The sequence below is a fragment of the Pseudomonas sp. DNDY-54 genome, assembly GCF_019880365.1.
GTDB lineage: Bacteria > Pseudomonadota > Gammaproteobacteria > Pseudomonadales > Pseudomonadaceae > Stutzerimonas > Stutzerimonas stutzeri_P.
Window position 1 is genome coordinate 3,531,723 of the sequence record NZ_CP082271.1, and the last position, 19,376, is coordinate 3,551,098.

General features: G+C 59.2%; 14 protein-coding genes. 3 read left to right on the plus strand and 11 right to left on the minus strand.

Features of this window, described 5'->3' with window-relative positions; all coding sequences use genetic code 11:
- Nucleotides 1-4: 4 nt before the first annotated feature.
- On the plus strand, nucleotides 5-1,342 hold the full coding sequence (locus K4O48_RS16460; RefSeq protein WP_222909451.1) for a sigma-54-dependent transcriptional regulator: 1,338 nt from the start codon (nucleotides 5-7) through the stop codon (nucleotides 1,340-1,342).
- 34 nt (nucleotides 1,343-1,376) lie between these two features.
- On the opposite strand, the gene K4O48_RS16465 is transcribed toward K4O48_RS16460, so the two are convergent.
- The gene (locus K4O48_RS16465) at nucleotides 1,377-2,432 is read right to left on the minus strand and encodes a DUF2333 family protein (RefSeq protein WP_222909452.1); all 1,056 of its coding nucleotides are present in this window, start codon (nucleotides 2,430-2,432) and stop codon (nucleotides 1,377-1,379) included.
- Nucleotides 2,433-2,652: 220 nt separating this feature from the next.
- Here K4O48_RS16465 and K4O48_RS16470 point away from each other — a divergent pair, with 220 nt between their 5' ends.
- Both K4O48_RS16470 and K4O48_RS20785 read left to right on the plus strand, forming a co-directional pair.
- Nucleotides 2,653-4,266, plus strand: a complete 1,614-nt coding sequence (locus tag K4O48_RS16470; RefSeq protein ID WP_222909453.1) for a PleD family two-component system response regulator — start codon at nucleotides 2,653-2,655, stop codon at nucleotides 4,264-4,266.
- Between the two features lie 1,230 nt (nucleotides 4,267-5,496).
- On the plus strand, nucleotides 5,497-6,276 hold the full coding sequence (locus K4O48_RS20785; protein WP_409518953.1) for a methyl-accepting chemotaxis protein: 780 nt from the start codon (nucleotides 5,497-5,499) through the stop codon (nucleotides 6,274-6,276).
- Nucleotides 6,277-6,327: 51 nt separating this feature from the next.
- On the opposite strand, the gene K4O48_RS16480 is transcribed toward K4O48_RS20785, so the two are convergent.
- The 10 genes from K4O48_RS16480 to rnr form a co-directional block, all read right to left on the minus strand.
- Nucleotides 6,328-8,613 carry a YgiQ family radical SAM protein gene (locus K4O48_RS16480; protein ID WP_222909455.1) on the minus strand — a complete coding sequence of 762 codons (2,286 nt, stop codon included), beginning with the start codon at nucleotides 8,611-8,613 and terminating at the stop codon, nucleotides 6,328-6,330.
- A gap of 109 nt (nucleotides 8,614-8,722) precedes the next feature.
- The gene (gene alr, locus K4O48_RS16485; RefSeq protein ID WP_222909456.1) at nucleotides 8,723-9,802 is read right to left on the minus strand and encodes an alanine racemase; all 1,080 of its coding nucleotides are present in this window, start codon (nucleotides 9,800-9,802) and stop codon (nucleotides 8,723-8,725) included.
- A 109-nt stretch (nucleotides 9,803-9,911) separates the two neighbouring features.
- Entirely contained in the window at nucleotides 9,912-11,306 is a 1,395-nt protein-coding gene (dnaB, locus tag K4O48_RS16490; protein WP_222909457.1) for a replicative DNA helicase, read from the minus strand.
- 110 nt (nucleotides 11,307-11,416) lie between these two features.
- Complete coding sequence (gene rplI / locus K4O48_RS16495) at nucleotides 11,417-11,863, minus strand: 50S ribosomal protein L9 (RefSeq protein WP_222909458.1); 447 nt, start codon at nucleotides 11,861-11,863, stop codon at nucleotides 11,417-11,419.
- A gap of 20 nt (nucleotides 11,864-11,883) precedes the next feature.
- Nucleotides 11,884-12,777, minus strand: a complete 894-nt coding sequence (locus tag K4O48_RS16500; protein WP_222909459.1) for a hypothetical protein — start codon at nucleotides 12,775-12,777, stop codon at nucleotides 11,884-11,886.
- Between the two features lie 34 nt (nucleotides 12,778-12,811).
- Entirely contained in the window at nucleotides 12,812-13,042 is a 231-nt protein-coding gene (rpsR, locus tag K4O48_RS16505) for a 30S ribosomal protein S18 (RefSeq protein WP_019340128.1), read from the minus strand.
- Nucleotides 13,043-13,070: 28 nt separating this feature from the next.
- Nucleotides 13,071-13,493, minus strand: coding sequence for a 30S ribosomal protein S6 (gene rpsF, locus K4O48_RS16510; protein WP_025243079.1), 423 nt, complete (start codon nucleotides 13,491-13,493; stop codon nucleotides 13,071-13,073).
- 175 nt (nucleotides 13,494-13,668) lie between these two features.
- Nucleotides 13,669-15,837, minus strand: coding sequence for a PAS domain-containing protein (locus K4O48_RS16515; RefSeq protein ID WP_222909460.1), 2,169 nt, complete (start codon nucleotides 15,835-15,837; stop codon nucleotides 13,669-13,671).
- Between the two features lie 184 nt (nucleotides 15,838-16,021).
- Nucleotides 16,022-16,774, minus strand: a complete 753-nt coding sequence (gene rlmB, locus K4O48_RS16520; protein ID WP_222909461.1) for a 23S rRNA (guanosine(2251)-2'-O)-methyltransferase RlmB — start codon at nucleotides 16,772-16,774, stop codon at nucleotides 16,022-16,024.
- The gene (rnr, locus tag K4O48_RS16525; protein WP_222909462.1) at nucleotides 16,771-19,296 is read right to left on the minus strand and encodes a ribonuclease R; all 2,526 of its coding nucleotides are present in this window, start codon (nucleotides 19,294-19,296) and stop codon (nucleotides 16,771-16,773) included. Before rnr ends, rlmB begins: the two co-directional genes overlap by 4 nt.
- Nucleotides 19,297-19,376 lie beyond the last annotated feature (80 nt).

Below are 19,376 nucleotides of genomic sequence, written 5' to 3' on the forward strand. Positions count from 1 at the left end.
GACCATGACCGCCCGCCAAAAAGCGCTGATCATCGATGACGAACCCGATATCCGGGAGCTGCTGGAGATCACGCTCGGGCGGATGAAGCTCGACACACGCAGCGCTCGCAACCTCAAGGAGGCGCGCGAGTGTCTGGCCAGGGAGCATTACGACCTGTGTCTGACCGACATGCGCCTGCCCGACGGGTGTGGATTGGAGCTGGTGCAGTTCATTCAGCAGCAATACCCGCAGCTCCCCGTTGCGATGATTACCGCTTACGGCAGCCTCGACACCGCCATAGGCGCACTCAAGGCAGGCGCGTTCGACTTTCTCACCAAACCGGTCGACCTCGGACGACTGCGGGAGTTGGTCAATACCGCCCTGCGGCTCCGCACGCCAAATCCCAACGTAACGGTGGACGGCCGCTTGCTTGGCGCGTCGCCGCCTATGAACGTGCTTCGCAAGCAGATCGGCAAACTGGCGCGCAGTCAGGCCCCGGTGTATATCAGCGGCGAATCCGGCAGCGGCAAAGAACTTGTGGCGCGGCTGATCCATGAACAAGGCCCGCGCCATGAGCGCCCTTTTGTGCCAGTCAACTGTGGTGCCATCCCATCTGAGCTGATGGAGAGTGAATTCTTCGGGCACAAGAAGGGTAGTTTCACCGGTGCGATGGAGGACAAACCTGGCCTGTTCCAGGCCGCTAACGGCGGCACATTGTTTCTCGATGAAGTGGCGGACCTCCCCCTTCCAATGCAGGTGAAGCTGCTCCGCGCGATCCAGGAAAAGGCGGTGCGCGCAGTCGGCGGCGCCAAAGAGGTCGTGGTCGACGTGCGAATCCTCTGCGCCACGCACAAGGACTTAGCCAGCGAGGTTGCTGCCGGACGCTTCCGCCAGGATCTGTACTACCGCTTGAACGTCATTGAGTTACGCGTGCCGCCACTTCGCGAGCGCCGTGAAGACGTTGCGCAACTGGCCGAGGTGATGCTTCGCCGCCTCGCCCAGGAATGCGGCGACATGCCCGCCCGGCTGCACCCCGACGCATTGGCAAAGCTGCAAAGCTATCGGTTCCCGGGCAACGTGCGAGAACTGGAAAACATGCTAGAGCGCGCGTACACGCTTTGCGAAGGCGAGGAAATCAAGCCCAGCGATCTGCGTTTGTCCGATGCTCCGGGTATGCCCGAGAATGGCGAAGCGAGCCTGGCTCAGATCGACAATCTCGAAGATCACCTAGAGGATGTCGAGCGCAAGCTAATCATGCAGGCGCTTGAGGAAACCCGCTGGAATCGCACGGCCGCCGCCCAGAGACTGGGCTTGTCATTCCGCTCCATGCGTTATCGCCTGAAGAAACTTGGGCTTGATTGAGCCGCAGCTGCGGCCCCGAAGAGCCGCCGGCCGCTTACCCCTGCGACAGCAGATTGCGAAGATCGATGATCGCAGCGTTGGCACGCGAGATGTAATTGGCCATCACCAGCGAATGATTGGCGAGCACCCCATAGCCGCTGCCATTGAGCACCATGGGGCTCCACAGCGGTTGCTGTGCGGCCTCTAGCTCGCGAATGATCTGCCTGACGCTGATGGCGGCATTCTTCTTCGCCAAGACATCGGCAAAATCCACCTCGATGGCACGCAGCAGATGGGACAACGCCCAAGCCTGGCCCCGCGCCTCGTAGAACACGTTGTCGATGTGTAGCCAGGACGTCTCGACGCGCTCTTCCTCTACCACCTGCTGTACACCTTCGCTCGCCACGTCCGGCGCAACCTGAGCGTCCAGCCTCACCCGACCGACACTGGCAGATAGCCGCTGCGACAGAGAACCCAGTCGGGTGCCGACGTCCCCCAGCCAGTTATTGAGGTTATCGGCTCGGGAATAGAACTGCGCCTTGGGTGCGGGGTCGCTCAGGCGCGCCAGATAGCGATCCAGGTAGCGAATAGCGTTTCGATATTCAGATTCGCTCGCCGGCAGGGCCCAGCTGCGATTGTCAAAATTGAACAAGGGTTCGGCCTTAGACAAATCAGCGTCTTCGGTCGACTGGGACTGGGACCTGGCGAAGTCCTTGCGTAGCGCACGGCTGAGGTCTCGTACCTGAACCAGCACCCCGTACTCCCAACTCGGCATGTTATCCAGCCATAGTCCAGGCGGCGCGACGTCATTGGTCAGGTAGCCGCCGGGCTTGTCCAGCAATGTCGTGGCCACCTGCTTAAGCGTCTCGACTGTGGTGTAGCCATTGACGATCTGCTGCTGGGAAGCCTCGGCAGCGTGTCGAACCTGCTGTTGCACCGGGAAACGATCAGGCTCGGAACTCCAGTACCACCCCACCAGCAAGGCGACCAACAGGTAGAGTGCGATCACCGCGGCGAGGGCCAGCAACAGTGGATTGCGAGTCGCCCCTTCCGCTCTGGCTGCGTTTCCCGATGAGCCGAGGCGGCCGAAGCGATTCTTCCAATCCAACATGGGCGTCTGTCCTTCTGTGTCATAAGTTCAAAGATTCGACCGCTGGCCACGAAGAGCGTTGCGGCATGTGAACCACTATAACGCAGCCGATTCACAGCAAGCCTCATAATGAGAACCAGAACGCCTTTGCATTGGCTTGGCAACAGTTGGATAGGTGGTAGCATTGCGCCACCTCAGTGAGCTCTGAAAGCACTGCCGCAGCGGGCCCAGGGAACCGGACATGTCGGACCAGGAAGAACTAAAACAACACTTCGCGCAACGCGTCATTCACCAAGCGCGAGAGATGTTAGAAGTCTGGCAGCAATTGCAACGCAATGAATGGAATGACAGCTACCGGATCGCGCTTGCCGACGCGAACCAGCGTTTGCGCCGGTTCGCCGAGCGTTTCGAACAGGTCGAGCACCGTCAACTTGCGCTAGGCATCGACGAGTGCCTGGGCGACATCAAGGACAACCGCGGTCGGTTGTCGAGCGACACCATTACAACCCTCAGCCAACTGATCTATCGCCTCGCGCGGACCGGGCTGCGTCATGGCGATCCACGTGGGCAGTCCGGCTATGTTCCGCCGCTGAGCAAACCCGTCTACATCGCCCTGGAAGATCATGAGCGTGCGAACCATGTGGTTCGACAGCTGCAATTCTTCAGCATGACCGCACAAGCCTTCGCCACAGACACCGAGTTTCGTGCCGCCATGCATGAGCGACATCCCGCCGCGCTGGTCATGGACGTCGATTTCAACGGCCCTGGCGAAGGCCTTAAGCTTGCCGAACGCGTGCAACAGGGCCTGGAGGAAAAACTGCCGCTCATCTTCTTCAGCCATGAAGAAACCGATACGCCAATGCGCTTGGCAGCAGTGCGTGCTGGAGGTCTGGAGTTTTTCACCGGCACCATCGATGCCTCGAGCCTGCTGGAAAAGATCGAAATCTTTACCCGTACCGCTCATTACGAACCGTTCCGGGTACTCATCATCGATGATTCGCGTGCCCAGGCGACGCACACCGAGCGCGTACTGAACAATGCCGGGATCGTCACCCAGACGCTCAACGAGCCAATTCAGGCCATCGCCTACCTGGCCGAGTTTCAGCCAGACCTGATTATCCTCGACATGTACATGCCTGAATGCATGGGCACCGAGCTGGCCAAAGTGATTCGTCAGCATGAGCGCTACGTGAGCGTGCCGATTATTTACCTCTCCGCAGAAGACGATCTGGACAAGCAGCTCGATGCGATGAACGAAGGCGGCGATGATTTCCTGACAAAGCCGATCAAGCCGAGCCACCTGATTGCGACAGTAAGAACACGCGCCGAGCGAGCACGTCATCTCAAAGCCAGAATCGTCCGTGACAGCCTTACCGGGTTATACAACCACACGCACAGCCTCCAGTTGCTTGAAGACGCGAGCTCGCGAGCCCGTCGCGACGGTCAGCCCCTGTGCTTCGCAATGATAGATATCGATCATTTCAAAAAAGTGAACGACACCTATGGGCACCCAATGGGCGACCGGGTCATCAAGAGCCTTGCGCTGTTCCTCAAGCAGCGCCTGCGCAAGACCGATCATATCGGCCGCTACGGCGGTGAGGAATTTGCCGTCGTGCTGCCTGACACCAACGCGGACGATGCGTTGAAAGTTCTAGACGAGATTCGGCAGCGCTTCGCCGAGATCCGCTATCCAGCACAACCGGCTGACCTCGCCTGCACCTTTAGTTGCGGCATTGCCGAACTGACGTCCGACGCAGACGTCAGGTCGCTGACTCAGCAAGCAGACGAAGCGCTGTACCGCGCCAAGAATGAAGGACGCAATCGAGTCGAACGGTTCACTCTGTCACCAGAATGACATCATATAGCCATACATTCCTGACCACCCCTACGACAGGAGGTCAGGATGCGCTTGAAGACACTTACCACCCTCAATACAGGCCTGCTCGTTGCGATTTGCGTTGCACTCGGCTTCACGCTCTGGTGGTCCGAGCGCGCGCTGCAACGGCCCTATCTGCTAATGGACCGCTACCTTGGCCTTTCGCAGCGCTTTGAGCACCAGGTCGCGGCCAACATCCAAGACTACCTGGCGAGTGGCGACGCCCTTCGCCACAGCGCAGCGATACAAGCACTTGATGATCTGACGACTGAGATTGCGGCGCTGCCTGGCCAGTTCGCTGACACGCTCCGATCAAGCCTTGCTGAGGTCAGCCGATTCGCCGCCACCGACCTCCTGGCAGCCGGCAAGCTCGCCGGCGACCCCCAGGGCTTGCTCCTGCAGGCCGAACGCGAGATGGGCGGAGCACTGACGCTATTACACCGCTATGCGCTCCAGAGCGGTCACGCGTCAGCAAAGCAGTACCTAACCCCTCTGTTCGAGGCCGACCGTCAATTGCTGCGCCTGAGCCACGCACGGAGCAAGATGGTGAGCAGCGGCCAGGATCGACTTGCCGATGAGGTGGAGCACGCCCTACGAGCGCTGGGCAAGCAAGCAGACTCACTGGATGCACTACCCTTGCTCGGTGTCGTGAGTGAGCAGCGCTCCGCACCCAGCACTTTCGCCTCCATGCTGGACCTTGGCGGGCAACAGGAACAGACCCGCAACGACCAGGGCATCGCGCTCAAACGCGAACTCATTGGGCTAATCAAACGCTATCCAGCAGAGCTTAAGCGGACCCGCGAACTCATCCGCCAACGCAGCGGGCTGATGGCCAGCAGCGTGCAGAAGATAGCGGCGTTGCAGCAGGCTCTCGTCGCGCTGGAGCCTGTGATCCGTGCCGAGCATCAGCGGATTCAGCGAGAAGTGCGACTGATCCAGGGTACGATCATTGCGCTCATACTTCTGATTGCATTTGCCATCGACCGCGTCCAGCGGCAGTTGACGCGCGCCTTGAGAGGGCTCGGCCCGGTACTTTCCGCCTGGGCTGCCGGTGAGTTCGGCCAGGCTGCTCAGCTTAATTCGAACACTCCGGAGGTTCTTGAGATCGCGGCCTCGCTAAATAGACTGCGGAGTTACCTGCTGATGCTGGTGCGCACGCTGCGCGAACAGGCACAACAGGTCAACCAGAGCAGCCTCAACCTGGCGCAGATGAGCAGCGAACTGCACCAGGGTGCAAGCCGACAAACCAGCGACACCGCGCAGATCCGAGATTCACTGAGCGAGCTGGAGGCAACCATCCAGGAGGTGGCCGGTGGCGCCACCCAGACCGCTCATGCGAGTCGAGAAGCCGGTCAAGCGGTGAGCCGCGGAAAACAGGTCATCAGCGAGAGCCTTGCAGGCCTGCAAGGCCTGGTCACGGAAGTACAGCAAAACGCGCAAACCATCGAGCGCCTGGCCGACGAGACCAGCGTCATTGGCAACGTGTTAATCGTGATCCGCTCGATCGCAGAGCAAACCAATCTACTGGCACTGAATGCCGCTATCGAGGCGGCGAGAGCTGGCGAAAATGGCCGCGGCTTTGCAGTCGTCGCGGACGAGGTGCGCACACTGGCACAGCGCACCAGCGGCGCCACTGAGGAGATTCAACAACTGACCTCCAACTTGCAAAAGGCGGCTCGTCAATCCGTCGAGGCCATGCGCGCGCAAGTCAATCACGCTGAAACCACTGCCGAGCTCGCCGAAACCGCGAATCTGGCGCTGAACCAGATTGTCAGCACCATCTCCACCATTGAGCACATGGCGGAGCATATTGCATCGGCGACCGCCCAGCAGAGCGACACCGTGAGCGACATCCGCAAACACAGCGAGCGAATCCATCAGCTGGGCGATAGCAACCTGACGCATATCAGCCAAGGGCGCGAGCAAAGCGAACAAATGCTGCGCCTGGCCGAGGAGCTGAACCATGCGACGCGCGCGTTCAGCTGCTAAACAGACGGTTCATCGAGCGACACCTCGGACAGCATCGTCCTCGGCCGCTTCTCAGCGTGGCGCGACGGGACGCTGCGAGGGTTTGCGGCTTTTGCCTGATGGTTTACCGCCACCGGTCGCAGCTTTACGTCGGGCTTCCGCGGCGGCCTTGGCCTGCTCGCGCTTGTCCCAGGCATTGCCATCGTGGCTGCGTGGCGGCAGCCCATTATGCTGCGTAAGAATTTGCCCGCCCTGCCCTGCCTTCTTGCTGCCCACCGGGGTCGAGTTCTTGCGCCTGGCGCTCTGATAGCCCTCAGTAGCCGGTTGGTGTGCCGGGATCAGCTGATGCTTGCCGCTGCCAATTAGATCGGTCCGACCCATGCGCTGAAGGGCCTCGCGCAGCATCGGCCAGCCCTTGGGGTCGTGATAGCGCAAGAATGCCTTGTGCAAGCGGCGCTGCTCCTCGCTCTTGACGATTGCGACCCCTTCGCTCTTGTACGTCACCTTGCGAAGCGGATTCTTGCCGCTGTGGTACATCGCCGTGGCGCTCGCCATCGGGGAGGGATAGAAGGCCTGCACCTGATCGGCACGAAAACCGTTGGCCTTCAACCACAGCGCGAGGTTCATCATGTCCTCGTCTGTGGTGCCAGGATGCGCGGCGATGAAGTAGGGAATCAGGTATTGCTCCTTGCCCGCTTCCTTCGAGAACTTGTCGAACATCCGCTTGAATTTGTCGTAGCTGCCGATCCCCGGCTTCATCATCTTGTCCAGCGGGCCACGCTCGGTGTGCTCTGGCGCTATCTTCAGATAGCCGCCGACATGATGGGTGACCAACTCTTTGACGTACTCAGGCGACTCCACCGCCAGGTCATAACGCAGGCCAGATGCGATAAGAATCTTCTTCACGCCTGGCAACGCTCGCGCCTTTCGATACAGCTCGATCAACGAGCTGTGGTCGGTGTTGAGGTTCTCGCAGATCCCCGGATATACGCATGAAGGTTTGCGGCAATGTGTCTCAATGTCCGGGCTCTTGCAGGCGATGCGGTACATATTGGCCGTCGGCCCGCCGAGGTCAGACACAACACCGGTAAAGCCCGGCAGCTTTTTCATCTCCTCGATCTCATGCAGGATCGACTCATGTGAGCGATTCTGGATGATTCGACCTTCATGCTCGGTGATCGAGCAGAACGTACACCCGCCAAAGCAGCCGCGCATGATGTTGACCGAGAAACGGATCATCTCGTAGGCGGGGATTTTTTCATTGCCATAAGAGGGATGCGGAACGCGGGCATAAGGCGAGGCGAATACGTAATCCATTTCCTCGGTAGTCAGAGGAATCGGTGGTGGGTTCAGCCAGATGTCATGGTCGCCGTGGCGCTGGACCAATGCGCGGGCGTTACCCGGGTTGGTTTCAAGGTGCAGAACGCGGTTGGCGTGAGCATACAACGCCGGATCGTTGCGCACTTTCTCGAACGACGGGAGACGGATTACCGTCCTGTCACGCTCGATCTTGGGGTTCGGCAACAGCTGAACAACTTTCGCCTCGTTCGGATCCTCGATCGGCCCCTTGTCCTGCTCGATGGCGCAGGCTTGCGAGTCCTGAGTATTGACGTAGGGATTGAGGATCTTGTCGACCTTGCCGGGCCGGTCGATACGCGTCGAGTCGATCTCGAACCAATCTGGCGCAGATGTTTTGCGAATGAAGGCAGTGCCCCGCACATCAGTGATCTGCTCGACCGCCTCGCCTCGCGCGAGACGCTGAGCCACTTCGACGATTGCGCGCTCGGCGTTGCCGTACAGCAGAATATCCGCAGTCGCGTCCATGAGAATCGAGCGCCGCACTTTGTCTGACCAATAATCGTAATGGGCAATGCGACGCAGCGACGCTTCGATGCCGCCCAGCACGACCGGGACGTGCTTGTAAGCCTCCTTACACCGCTGGCTATAGACCAAACTGGCGCGATCAGGACGTTTGCCGGCCAGGCCACCAGCGGTATAAGCATCATCTGACCGAATCTTACGATCGGCCGTGTAGCGATTGATCATCGAATCCATATTGCCTGCGGCAATGCCAAAGAACAGATTCGGCTCGCCGAGCTTCATGAAATCGTCTTTGCTCTGCCAGTCTGGCTGACTGATGATTCCGACGCGAAAGCCCTGCGCTTCCAGCAAACGCCCAATGATCGCCATACCGAATGAGGGATGGTCCACATACGCATCGCCGGTGACGATGATGATGTCGCACGAGTCCCAGCCAAGCAGATCCATCTCCTCCCTGCTCATCGGCAGAAACGGTGCCGGACCGAAACACTCGGCCCAGTACTTGGGATAGTCGAACAGGGGCTTGGCGGCATGCATGGCGATAAACCGGGCAACGAAAACGGGCGCGGAATATAGCACAAAAAATGATCAGGAAGGCCGACCGCATTGGTCGGCCTTTACGGGATAGCAGCAGGCGAAGCGGGGCTCAGTCGTTGATATACCGCCGCGGGACGCGGGGCGTAACTTTCGTCAACAACTCGTAGCCGATGGTGCCGCAGGCTTGGGCGAGCTCATCAATAGGTACCTGATCCCCCCACAGCTGCACCTCATCGCCGAGCGCTGCATCTGGCAGATCGGTAACATCGACACCCAGCATGTCCATCGACACCCGCCCGGCCAGCGGAACACGATGACCGCGAATGCTTACACAGGTACCAAGCGGCGCCGTGCGGGGATAGCCGTCAGCGTAGCCACAACTGACCGTGGCAATGCGAGACGGGCGCGGCGCAACCCAGCCAGCTCCGTAACCAACAGAGTCCCCTGCTGGTACGTCTCGTATCGCAATGATCTTAGCGGTCAGGCTCATCACTGGCTTCAAGCCGAGCGCCTCGGCGCTCAACTCGGCAAACGGTGTGGCACCGTACAGCATAATACCGGGGCGCAGCCAATCCATATGGGCAGCTGAAAGCGTTAATACCGCGGCGGAATTGGCGAATGAGCGGTGCGTGAAGTCAAGATCCAGCAGACCGACGAACTGCTCGAGCTGAGCTTCATTTAGTGGATGGCCACGCTCGTCAGCACAAGCGAAATGGCTCATCAGATTAAGCTCGCCGACTTGCGCAGCGGCTTTTAGGCGCGCATGGCATTGGCGCAACGCGTCGGAACAAAAGCCCAACCGATGCATGCCGGAGTCCAGCTTCAACCACACGTTCAAGGGCCGCTCGAGTTTTGTGCGCAGCAGTGCAGCGGCCTGCGCTTCGCCCTGAATGGCAACGTCGAGACCCAGCTCAGCCGCCGCCGCATATTCCGAAGCCTCGAAACAGCCCTCAAGCAACAGCAATCGTGCATTGGCATCGACCGCCCGAACCTGTTCCGCTTCTTCGAGCGATGCTACGGCGAACCCATCAGCCAAATCACGTAAACACTCCACCGCCGCAGGCGCTCCGTGTCCGTAGGCGTTAGCTTTAACCACAGCGAAAGCCTTCCGGCCCGGCGCACATTGTTTGGCAAGCTGATAATTGTGACGAAGCGCGGCCAGATCGACCGAAGCAACCAGGGGACGCATGATAAATCCTTTGGACTGGGAAACAGGCGGTGCTCATTGTCCGGCGCCTGTAACCCAAGCTGCAAGCGACAGGTGCAGACGATACGCGAGCGGCCGTTACGCCGCGGATTTACTCATCGTCGAATTGGTAACTGCCGGGAGCTAGGTTTTCGAAGCGCGAGTATTTGCCAAGAAAGGCTAGCCGCGTAGTACCGATTGGGCCGTTACGCTGCTTACCGATGATGATCTCGGCAACACCCTTGTATTCCGTCTCCGGGTGATACACCTCGTCCCGGTAGACGAACATGATGATGTCGGCGTCCTGCTCGATCGCGCCGGACTCACGAAGGTCGGAGTTGATCGGGCGCTTGTTGGGCCGTTGTTCTAGCGAGCGGTTGAGCTGAGAAAGCGCGATGACCGGGCAATTGAACTCCTTGGCCAAGCCTTTTAACGAACGGGATATCTCGGAAATTTCGTTGGTTCGGTTGTCACCACTGGAGCCCGGGATCTGCATCAGCTGCAGATAGTCGACCATGATCATGCCAATCTCGCCATGCTCACGGGCCAAACGGCGCGTCCGGGCGCGCATTTCTGATGGCGAGATGCCAGCAGTATCGTCGATGAACAGTTTGCGGTCGTTGAGCAGGTTGACCGCCGAGGTCAACCGCGGCCAATCGTCGTCGCTAAGCTTACCGGTCCGCACCTTGGTCTGATCAATCCGACCAAGGGAGGCCAACATACGAATCACGATGGAGTCGGCCGGCATTTCCAACGAGAACACCAAAATCGCCTTGTCGGAGCGCAGGGCGGCATTCTCAACAAGGTTCATCGCAAAGGTGGTCTTACCCATGGAAGGGCGACCGGCGACGATGATCAGGTCAGCTGGCTGCAGGCCGCTGGTGGCCTCGTCCAAATCAGCAAACCCGGTCGACAACCCGGTGATCGCCTCGCCCGCGTTGAACAGCGAGTCGATGCGGTCGATGGCCTTGACCAGAATGTCGTTGATCCCTATCGGACCACCCGTATTGGGGCGCGCTTCGGCAATCTGGAAAATCAGCCGCTCGGCTTCGTCGAGGATTTCGTCACCCGTGCGCCCCTGCGGCGCATAAGCGCTATCGGCAATGTCATTGCTGATGCCGATCAGCTGGCGCAGCGTGGCGCGCTCTCGAATGATCTGCGCATAGGCTTTGATGTTGGCCACTGAAGGGGTGTTCTTCGCCAGCTCGCCAAGGTAGGCGAGACCGCCGACCTGTGACAGGTGGCCTTCCTTGTCCAGCTGCTCGGACAGGGTCACTACGTCGAACGGCGAGTTGCGTTCCGCTAGGGTGTAAACGGCGCGGAAGATCAGGCGGTGATCATGGCGATAGAAATCACCATCTGACACCTGGTCAAGCACACGCTCCCAGGCGTTGTTGTCCAGCATCAGCCCGCCGAGCACGGCCTGTTCGGCCTCGATGGAATGTGGCGGCACCTTAAGCGCTGCGGTTTCCAGATCGTATTGCTGGGGCACACTGATGTCGTTCATGGCACTCGAAATTCTTTAGCGTTCAGAAAAACAAAGGGCACGTTCCACTCGCGTGGAAACGTGCCCGATGGTACCCGTCGGGCACCGGAGGTGCCAGACGATGGCCTGTATCAGCCAGCGATCACGATCAACTTCACGGTCGCTTCAACGTCGGTGTGCAGGTGCACAGCTACGTCGTATTCACCAACCTGACGGATGGTGCCGTTAGGCAGACGGATTTCGCTCTTCGCCACTTCAACGCCGGAAGCGGTGAGCGCGTCGGCGATGTCGTGAGTACCGATGGAACCGAACAGCTTGCCCTCATCGCCCGCAGTAGCGGTGATGGTGACTTCCAGCTCAGCCAGCTGAGCAGCACGAGTTTCGGCGGACGCCTTACGCTCGGCAGCAGCTTTTTCCAAGTCAGCACGGCGAGCTTCGAACTCTGCGATGTTCGCCGGAGTTGCAGCAGTCGCCTTGCGCTGCGGCAGCAAATAGTTGCGACCGTAACCAGACTTGACGTTTACCTTGTCGCCCAGGTTGCCCAGGTTTGCGACTTTTTCCAGCAGGATGACTTCCATTTGAGTCTTACCTCTTTAACTTAACCTTCGCCGTTCGCAGGTCCCGCATCATCATCACGAGATGCCCGACCGCGAAAATCAAACAAACTGTCGACAATGGCCAAAACGGCCAGTAGCGGATAAATCAACTGCATGAACAGCACCAGCGTGACGTAGAGCCCCACGAGCCAGAACCGCGACATCCGATTCCTTGCCACCAGGCCGTGCACCAGGGCAATACCGGCGAACACCAGCGGAACACTGCACAGCGGAGCCAGCATTGCCACCTGCACACCCAGACTCGGCCCCAGCAACATCCCCGCAAGGAGCAGCATGGCCGGCACTGGCGTAAAACGCAGCGCCCGGAACTCAAGGCCGAAGCCACCCGGGTTGTACAGCAAAGCCTGCCAGTACCGCCCCAGCATGAGACTAAGCAGCGTAGTGATCTGCAGTAGCGCAGCCAACAATCCGGTCAGAACCGGTGTCAGCAACGCACCCAACCGCGCCTGCTCCTCCACCGAAAGCTGCTGATAGGCGTCCGACAACATATCGGGCAGCACTTTCTGCAGTTCGGTTGCGAGCGCCGCGATCGGCTCACCGAAAACCATTCCAAGCGCCCAGGCATACAACAACCCGAGCCCTACGCTGCACAACATCACACGCGTCCAGGAGTTCTGGTTGCGCAACAACAGCGCCAACCCGAACGACCCCAGCAGTACCAATAACGTTCGCGGATCGCCGAAATACCACCAGGCCAGCGCGGGCAATACAGCCCAGACCAATACCCCCAGTGCGTCATTCAGCCCACGACGCAGCAACACCAGGCTTCCAGCCGCGGCACATAACCAGAACAACATCGGCAGCGCCGCAGAGCCAGCCACCACCACAATCGCCTGCATGCGGCCGCGCATAATGAAGTCAGCCAGGGCGCGCATGCGATCTATCCTTTACGTCTGTCGAACAGCTCGATCAACGGCCGTGGCTGTCGGTGTAGGGCAGCAGGGCCAGGAAGCGGGCGCGCTTGATAGCGGTAGCCAGCTGGCGCTGATAGCGTGCTTTGGTTCCGGTGATACGGCTAGGAACGATCTTGCCGGTTTCCGAAATATAGGCCTTCAGTGTGTTGAGATCCTTGTAGTCGATCTCTTTCACGTTTTCTGCAGTGAAACGGCAGAACTTACGACGGCGGAAAAAACGTGCCATGAAATAGGCTCCTCAATAGGTCCGTGGATTACTCGTCAGCGTTGTTGTCGCGGCTGTCGCTGTCACTGTCGTTATCGTTGACAGAATCAGATTCAGGGCGATCACGACGCTCACGGCGTTCGCTACGGTTTTCCTCGGCCTTCAGCATCTCGGACTGTTCAGTCTCGGCTTCATCGCGACGAATGACCAGGTTACGGATGACAGCGTCGTTGTAGCGGAAGTTGTCTTCCAGCTCAGCCAGTGCCTTGCCGCTGCACTCGACGTTCAGCATCACGTAGTGAGCCTTGTGGACGTTGTTGATGGCGTAAGCCAGCTGACGACGACCCCAGTCTTCCAGGCGATGGATCTTGCCACCGTCCTCTTCGATCAGCTTGGTGTAACGCTCCACCATGCCGCCAACCTGCTCGCTCTGGTCGGGGTGGACCAGAAAGATGATTTCGTAATGACGCATTGTTGCTCCTTACGGGTTGCAGCCTGCCGCATCACACGGATCAGGCAAGGAGTGAATGAGTAGTTGTCTTGCCTGCCAGAGAGGCGCGCAAACGCCTGCCATCCGGGCAAGGGGCGCAATTCTAGAGAAGCCCGATCAACCGCGCAAGGTGAACTGGCGAATATTTAACCAACGATCAACCACGCCCGAAAACGGAACGCTCAGAATGAATAGCTTCGAGCAGAGACCTGACCTGATGAATGTCATATGGTTTGAGCATCGTTCGCAAATCGTCCAGACCTTCGTCACGGGCACTGATGGCGTAACCAGAGGCGATGACCACGCTCAGCGCGGGGTCATGCATCTTTGCCCTGCGCACCAGCTCGATCCCGCTCATACCGGCAAGTCCTACATCCGTCAGCAGGACATCGAAACGATCTTGCTCGAGCTGTTCCAGCGCCGCCTCCGCCGACTCACAAAGGCTGACATCGTGGCCCAGCTCCTCCATCACTTCGCCCGTAAGCATTCGAAGCGTCGGATCATCCTCAACGAAGAGAATTTTCAGCCCACCAGGGTGCTCCTGCGCCGTCTCGGCCAGCGTGTTTGCAAAAGAGGATTCCTGCTCGTGTTCGGTGATCGCTTCATCGACCACTCGCGGGCTCTCTGACGCACCGCTCGGCAGGTAGACCCGGACGGAGGTTCCCTTACCCTCTTCGCTCTCCAGCACGACGAAGCCGCCGCTCTGCCTGACGAAACCGTACACCATGCTCAAACCGAGACCGGAGGCATTGGCATCCTGACGGGTCGTGAAGAATGGCTCGAATGCACGGGCCAGCACATCCGGATTCATCCCCTCGCCTTCGTCGACAACGCTCAGTTCAACATAAGGCCCCGCAACGGCCTCCGGCTGCTCGACAAGCTGTGCCGCTTCCAAAGTGCGGTTGCGCAGACGGACGCTCAACGTACCGCCTCCCGCCATTGCGTCGCGCGCGTTGACGGCGAGGTTAAGGATTGCCGCTTGCACGTTACCCACGTCAGCGAAAACAGGCCAAAGGTTCGGCTGAACATCCACATCTACCTGCACCGCGCGACCAAGCGCACCATTTAGCAGCTCGCTCATTTGCCCAAGCAACCCGCCCATGTCGAGTATCTGCGGCTGAAGCGACTGGCGACTGGCAAACGCGAGCAACTGGGACGCTAAACGGGCGCCTTTTTCAACACCACCGACCGCCGACTCCAAACGCCGCTGCGCCGTCTCGTCAGCGCTCAGGTTGCGGCGTAATAACTGGAGGTTCCCTCCAATAATCTGCAGCATGTTGTTGAAGTCGTGAGCGATTCCGCCGGTCAGCTTGCCTACCGCCTCGAGCTTCTGAGCCTGCATTAGCGCGGCCTCCGCTACTCGGCGTTCGGATTCGCTGCGCAAAAGATCATGCGTGCGCTCGCGGACCAGCTCCTCGAGGTGCTCGCGGTGCGCTCGCAACTCTTGCTGACTGCGATACTGCTCAGTCACATCGCTGCCCAGCACAAAGATGCCCGACACCCGCTCGTCGCGTCCGAAGATTGGCTGGAACACGAAATCGACGTGGACCTCCTCGAGTCCCGCCTCGGGACGACGCTGAATGAGCGCTCGCATCCCCTTGCCAACATAAGGCTCACCCGTACGGTAAACCTGATCCAGCAGCTCAATGAAGCCCTGACCCGAGAGTTCAGGCAAACCCTCACACAGTCGCTTACCGATTAGGGGGCGATTGCCGGTCAGCTGCTGGTGGGCCTCATTGACCAGCTCATATACGTGTTCCGGGCCGCGCAGAAAACAGACGAATCCCGGCGCTTGCGCAAATAACTGGCGTAGCTGATTTCCTTCATCCTGCACCGCTCGGGCTCGCGAGATTATCGCAGCCTCAATTTGCTGCAAGGGCTGCCCCATGAACTCAACCGAGCGCAGGGAATCCTTTAATGATTGCAGCTCAGTGATATCTACTGTGTGCTGCAGAATGGCGGTCACGTTGCCCCGTTCATCTAGTATCGGGGTGTGCGTCGCGCTCCAATACCGATCCTCATAGGCGGCGCCGTTTTCGGAGCTCACCGCGATTGAGTAGCGAATGATAGGCAACGTATCCACGTTCCTGGTGCGCAGCACCCGGGCGAACGACTCCAGCAACTCCTCGACATGAGTGGTCTCCGGGGCACATGGATCCGCCGTGAATGCGTCGTGTATACGCAGCCCGACGATATCTTCGAGCGCACGCGCCGTAAGCTTCAGGTACGCCTCGTTGGCATCCAGGATCGTTAGGTCTCGATCAAGCAGCAGATAGGCGTTCGGAGAAATCCTGAACAGCGCCTCGAAAGGCGGGCGTTGCGGCATACAACCTCCATGATGCGCACCTCTCGCGGCCTGATCGAACGTGACCATGGGAGCGCAACCAAACAAAACGAATCGACAGAGCCGGCGTAAAATCCGGAACGGACAATTGACAGCGACTGAAACGATCCGTTTCGAGATCAACGGCGCGCCGCAGCAGGACTGCGTCGCGGTGCATCTTTTCTGGCTAGCCGGGCTTTCCGGAGCGGCGCTGACGCAACGCTTCGAACAGACACACGCCAGTCGCTACCGACACGTTGAGGCTGCTCACACTACCGGCCATGGGCAGCCGGACCAGGAAATCACAGTGTTCACGCGTTAGGCGGCGCATACCCTTACCCTCCGCCCCCATGACCAGAACGGTAGGACCGCTGAGATCCTGGTCGTAAATTTCCTGCTCGGCCTCTCCAGCCGTACCGACAATCCATAAACCACGCTGCTGCAGTTTTTCCAATGTACGGGCGAGATTGGTAACTGCCACAAGCGGAATGACCTCCGCAGCGCCGCAGGCCACCTTGCGCACCGTTGCATTCAGCGTGGCAGACTTATCTTTCGGAATGATCACCGCTAGTGCACCAGCTGCGTCGGCCGTACGCAGGCATGCGCCCAAGTTGTGAGGATCCGTGACGCCATCCAACACAAGCAGCAACGGAGCACCCTCTGTTCTATCCAGCAGCTCCTCGAGCATCGCGTCGCCCCAGACCTGACTGGGACTGACATCGGCCACCACACCCTGGTGTACACCTTCAACCCAGGCGTCCATCTCGCGACGCTCGCACTGCCCCACACGCACCCTCGATTGAGCAGCCAGCTCCATAAGCGTCTGCACGCGGGGGTCGTCACGCCCTTCGGCCAGCCAGACCTGCTTGACCCGCTTCGGGTGATGGCGCAGCAAGGCTTCTACGGCGTGCAAGCCGTAGATTTTCTCCAGGTCACTCATGACTTGGCCTTACGCTTGCGCGGCGCGGCCCCGTCCGGCTTGGCCGAAGACTTATCAGCACTTTTAGGCTTCGCTGAGCTGCGCCTGGACTTGCTTTTCGCCGGATTGCCGTCTTTCGCATCGCTGAGCAACGCCTTCTTCATTTCGCGGCTTTTGCGGACCTCCGCGCTTACCGGCTCACGCTCTTTGCCAGGCGCTGTCTTTTTACCGCGCCCTTCCTTGCGTGCACCACGCCCATCCGCCGCGCCTCTCTCAGTGACTCCAGCCTTGCTACCGCCACTGATTAACTCGAAGTCAATCTTGCGTTCGTCAAGATCGACCCGCATAACGCGCACTTCCACGCTGTCGCCAAGGCGGAAACTCCGACCGCTGCGCTCGCCAGAAAGCCGGTGATGCAATGGGTCGAAATGATAGTAATCGCCAGGCATGGCGGTCACGTGCACCAGACCCTCGACATAGATATCAGTCAGCTCGACGAACAGGCCGAAGCCAGTCACGGCGGTAATGACGCCAGGGAAGCTCTCGCCAACCCTATCCTTCATGTACTCACACTTGAGCCAGTTAACCACGTCGCGGGTCGCTTCGTCGGCACGACGCTCGGTCATCGAGCACTGCTCACCGAGCTGCTCCAGCGACGCCTCGTCGTACGGATAGATGCGTGCCTTAGGCATGCTGGTCGCCCCCTCACGGCGCACATGCGAACTATCGCGACGCGAACGGATAACGCTGCGGATCGCCCTATGGATCAGGAGGTCCGGATAGCGCCGGATGGGCGAAGTGAAATGCGCATACGCCTCGTAATTAAGACCGAAATGTCCATGGTTGTCCGGACTGTAGACCGCCTGACTGAGCGACCGCAGCATCACTGTCTGGATGACATGAAAATCGGGGCGCCCCTGAATACGCTCAAGCAGTGCCTGATAGTCTTTGGGGGTCGGCCCTTCCTTGCCTTTGTGCAAGGTCAGCCCTAACTCGCCAAGGAATGCGCGTAGCTTTTCCTGTCGCTCTAGCGGAGGCCCATCGTGAACACGATACAAGCCTGGAATATCATGATCCTGTAGGAAGCGCGCAGTGGCTACGTTGGCGCATAGCATGCATTCTTCGATCAGTTTGTGAGCATCGTTTCGCTCGGTAGGCTTGATGGCTGCAATCTTGCGTTCGGCCCCGAAGACGATGCGCGTTTCCTGGGTCTCAAAGTCAATCGCACCGCGGGTGTGGCGTGCCTTGAGCAACACCTTGTACAACGCATACAGCTGCTTGAGATGTGGCAAGACTTCACCAAACTCGCCTATCAAGCGCTTGCCTTCCGCAGAAGATGGCTGCTCAAGCATGCTACTGACCTTGTTGTAGGTCAGCCGAGCGTGAGAATGGATAACCGCTTCGTAAAATTGATAGTCGGTCATCTTCCCCGATTTGCTCAGGGTGATTTCGCAAACCATCGCCAAACGATCTACGTGCGGGTTCAGCGAGCAAAGACCGTTGGACAGCTCTTCCGGCAGCATGGGCACTACCCGCTCCGGGAAGTACACCGAAGTGCCCCTTAACTCGGCTTCCTGATCCAGTGCGGACCCCACCTTCACATAATGGGAGACGTCCGCGATCGCAACGTAAAGGCGGAAACCACCTGAGAACAGCTTCCAGCCACTTAGCTTCTCGCAAAAGACCGCGTCATCGAAGTCCCGCGCGTCTTCGCCGTCAATGGTGACAAAGGGAAGATGACGAAGATCGACGCGCTTCTGTTTGTCCTTCTCTTCTACTTCGGGCTTGAGCTTGGCTGCCTCGCGCTCAACTGCGTCCGGCCAGACATGAGGGATATCGAAGCTGCGTAGGGCAACGTCGATTTCCATGCCCGGCGCCATGTAATTGCCGATTACTTCGACCACGTCGCCTTGTGGCTGAAAGCGCTGAGTCGGCCAGTGGGTGATTTTTATCTCGACAAACTGCCCCGGCTTGGCGTCCATGGAGCGGCCGGGCGTAACCAGGACCTCCTGCTGAATCTTGGGGTTATCGGCCATCACGAAGCCGATACCGCTTTCCTCCTGGTAACGACCGACGATCGTTTCATGCGCGCGACTGATCACTTCGACAATCGCGCCTTCGCGGCGGCCACGTCGATCAAGGCCAGCAACGCGAGCCAGGCAGCGGTCGCCATCAAATACCAGCCGCATCTGCGCGGGGCTCAAAAACAGGTCATCGCTGCGGTCGTCGGGTATCAGAAATCCAAAGCCGTCGCGATGCCCGCTGACGCGACCGCACACCAGATCCAACTTGTCCACCGGGGCATAGGTGCCGCGCCGGGTATAGATCAGTTGGCCGTCACGCTCCATCGCACGCAAACGGCGGCGCAGAGCTTCAATATCGTCTTCGGAGGATAATCCGAACTCTTCTACCAGCTGCTCGCGTGCCGCCGGCGAGCCACGCTCGCTCAGGTGCTGAATAATCAGCTCACGGCTAGGAATGGGGTTTTCGTACTTTTCCGCTTCACGTGCGGCCTCGGGGTCGAGGGATTGCCAATCGGCCATTAAGAGATGTCACCTTTCATTCATTTATAGAGGCAGAACGCCCTATATCTATTGAAGCGCGAAACGACCGCCGACGGCAG

Bases quoted from the DNA above. Each gene is read 5' to 3' on its own strand.
- alr (WP_222909456.1), bottom strand. From the start codon at position 9,802: ATGCGTCCCCTGGTTGCTTCGGTCGATCTGGCCGCGCTTCGTCACAAT.
- rpsF (WP_025243079.1), bottom strand. From the start codon at position 13,493: ATGCGTCATTACGAAATCATCTTTCTGGTCCACCCCGACCAGAGCGAG.
- K4O48_RS16460 (WP_222909451.1), top strand. From the start codon at position 5: ATGACCGCCCGCCAAAAAGCGCTGATCATCGATGACGAACCCGATATC.
- rplI (WP_222909458.1), bottom strand. From the start codon at position 11,863: ATGGAAGTCATCCTGCTGGAAAAAGTCGCAAACCTGGGCAACCTGGGC.
- K4O48_RS20785 (WP_409518953.1), top strand. From the start codon at position 5,497: ATGAGCAGCGAACTGCACCAGGGTGCAAGCCGACAAACCAGCGACACC.
- K4O48_RS16500 (WP_222909459.1), bottom strand. From the start codon at position 12,777: ATGCGCGCCCTGGCTGACTTCATTATGCGCGGCCGCATGCAGGCGATT.
- dnaB (WP_222909457.1), bottom strand. From the start codon at position 11,306: ATGAACGACATCAGTGTGCCCCAGCAATACGATCTGGAAACCGCAGCG.
- K4O48_RS16470 (WP_222909453.1), top strand. From the start codon at position 2,653: ATGTCGGACCAGGAAGAACTAAAACAACACTTCGCGCAACGCGTCATT.
- K4O48_RS16480 (WP_222909455.1), bottom strand. From the start codon at position 8,613: ATGCATGCCGCCAAGCCCCTGTTCGACTATCCCAAGTACTGGGCCGAG.
- rnr (WP_222909462.1), bottom strand. From the start codon at position 19,296: ATGGCCGATTGGCAATCCCTCGACCCCGAGGCCGCACGTGAAGCGGAA.
- rlmB (WP_222909461.1), bottom strand. From the start codon at position 16,774: ATGAGTGACCTGGAGAAAATCTACGGCTTGCACGCCGTAGAAGCCTTG.
- K4O48_RS16515 (WP_222909460.1), bottom strand. From the start codon at position 15,837: ATGCCGCAACGCCCGCCTTTCGAGGCGCTGTTCAGGATTTCTCCGAAC.
- K4O48_RS16465 (WP_222909452.1), bottom strand. From the start codon at position 2,432: ATGTTGGATTGGAAGAATCGCTTCGGCCGCCTCGGCTCATCGGGAAAC.
- rpsR (WP_019340128.1), bottom strand. From the start codon at position 13,042: ATGGCACGTTTTTTCCGCCGTCGTAAGTTCTGCCGTTTCACTGCAGAA.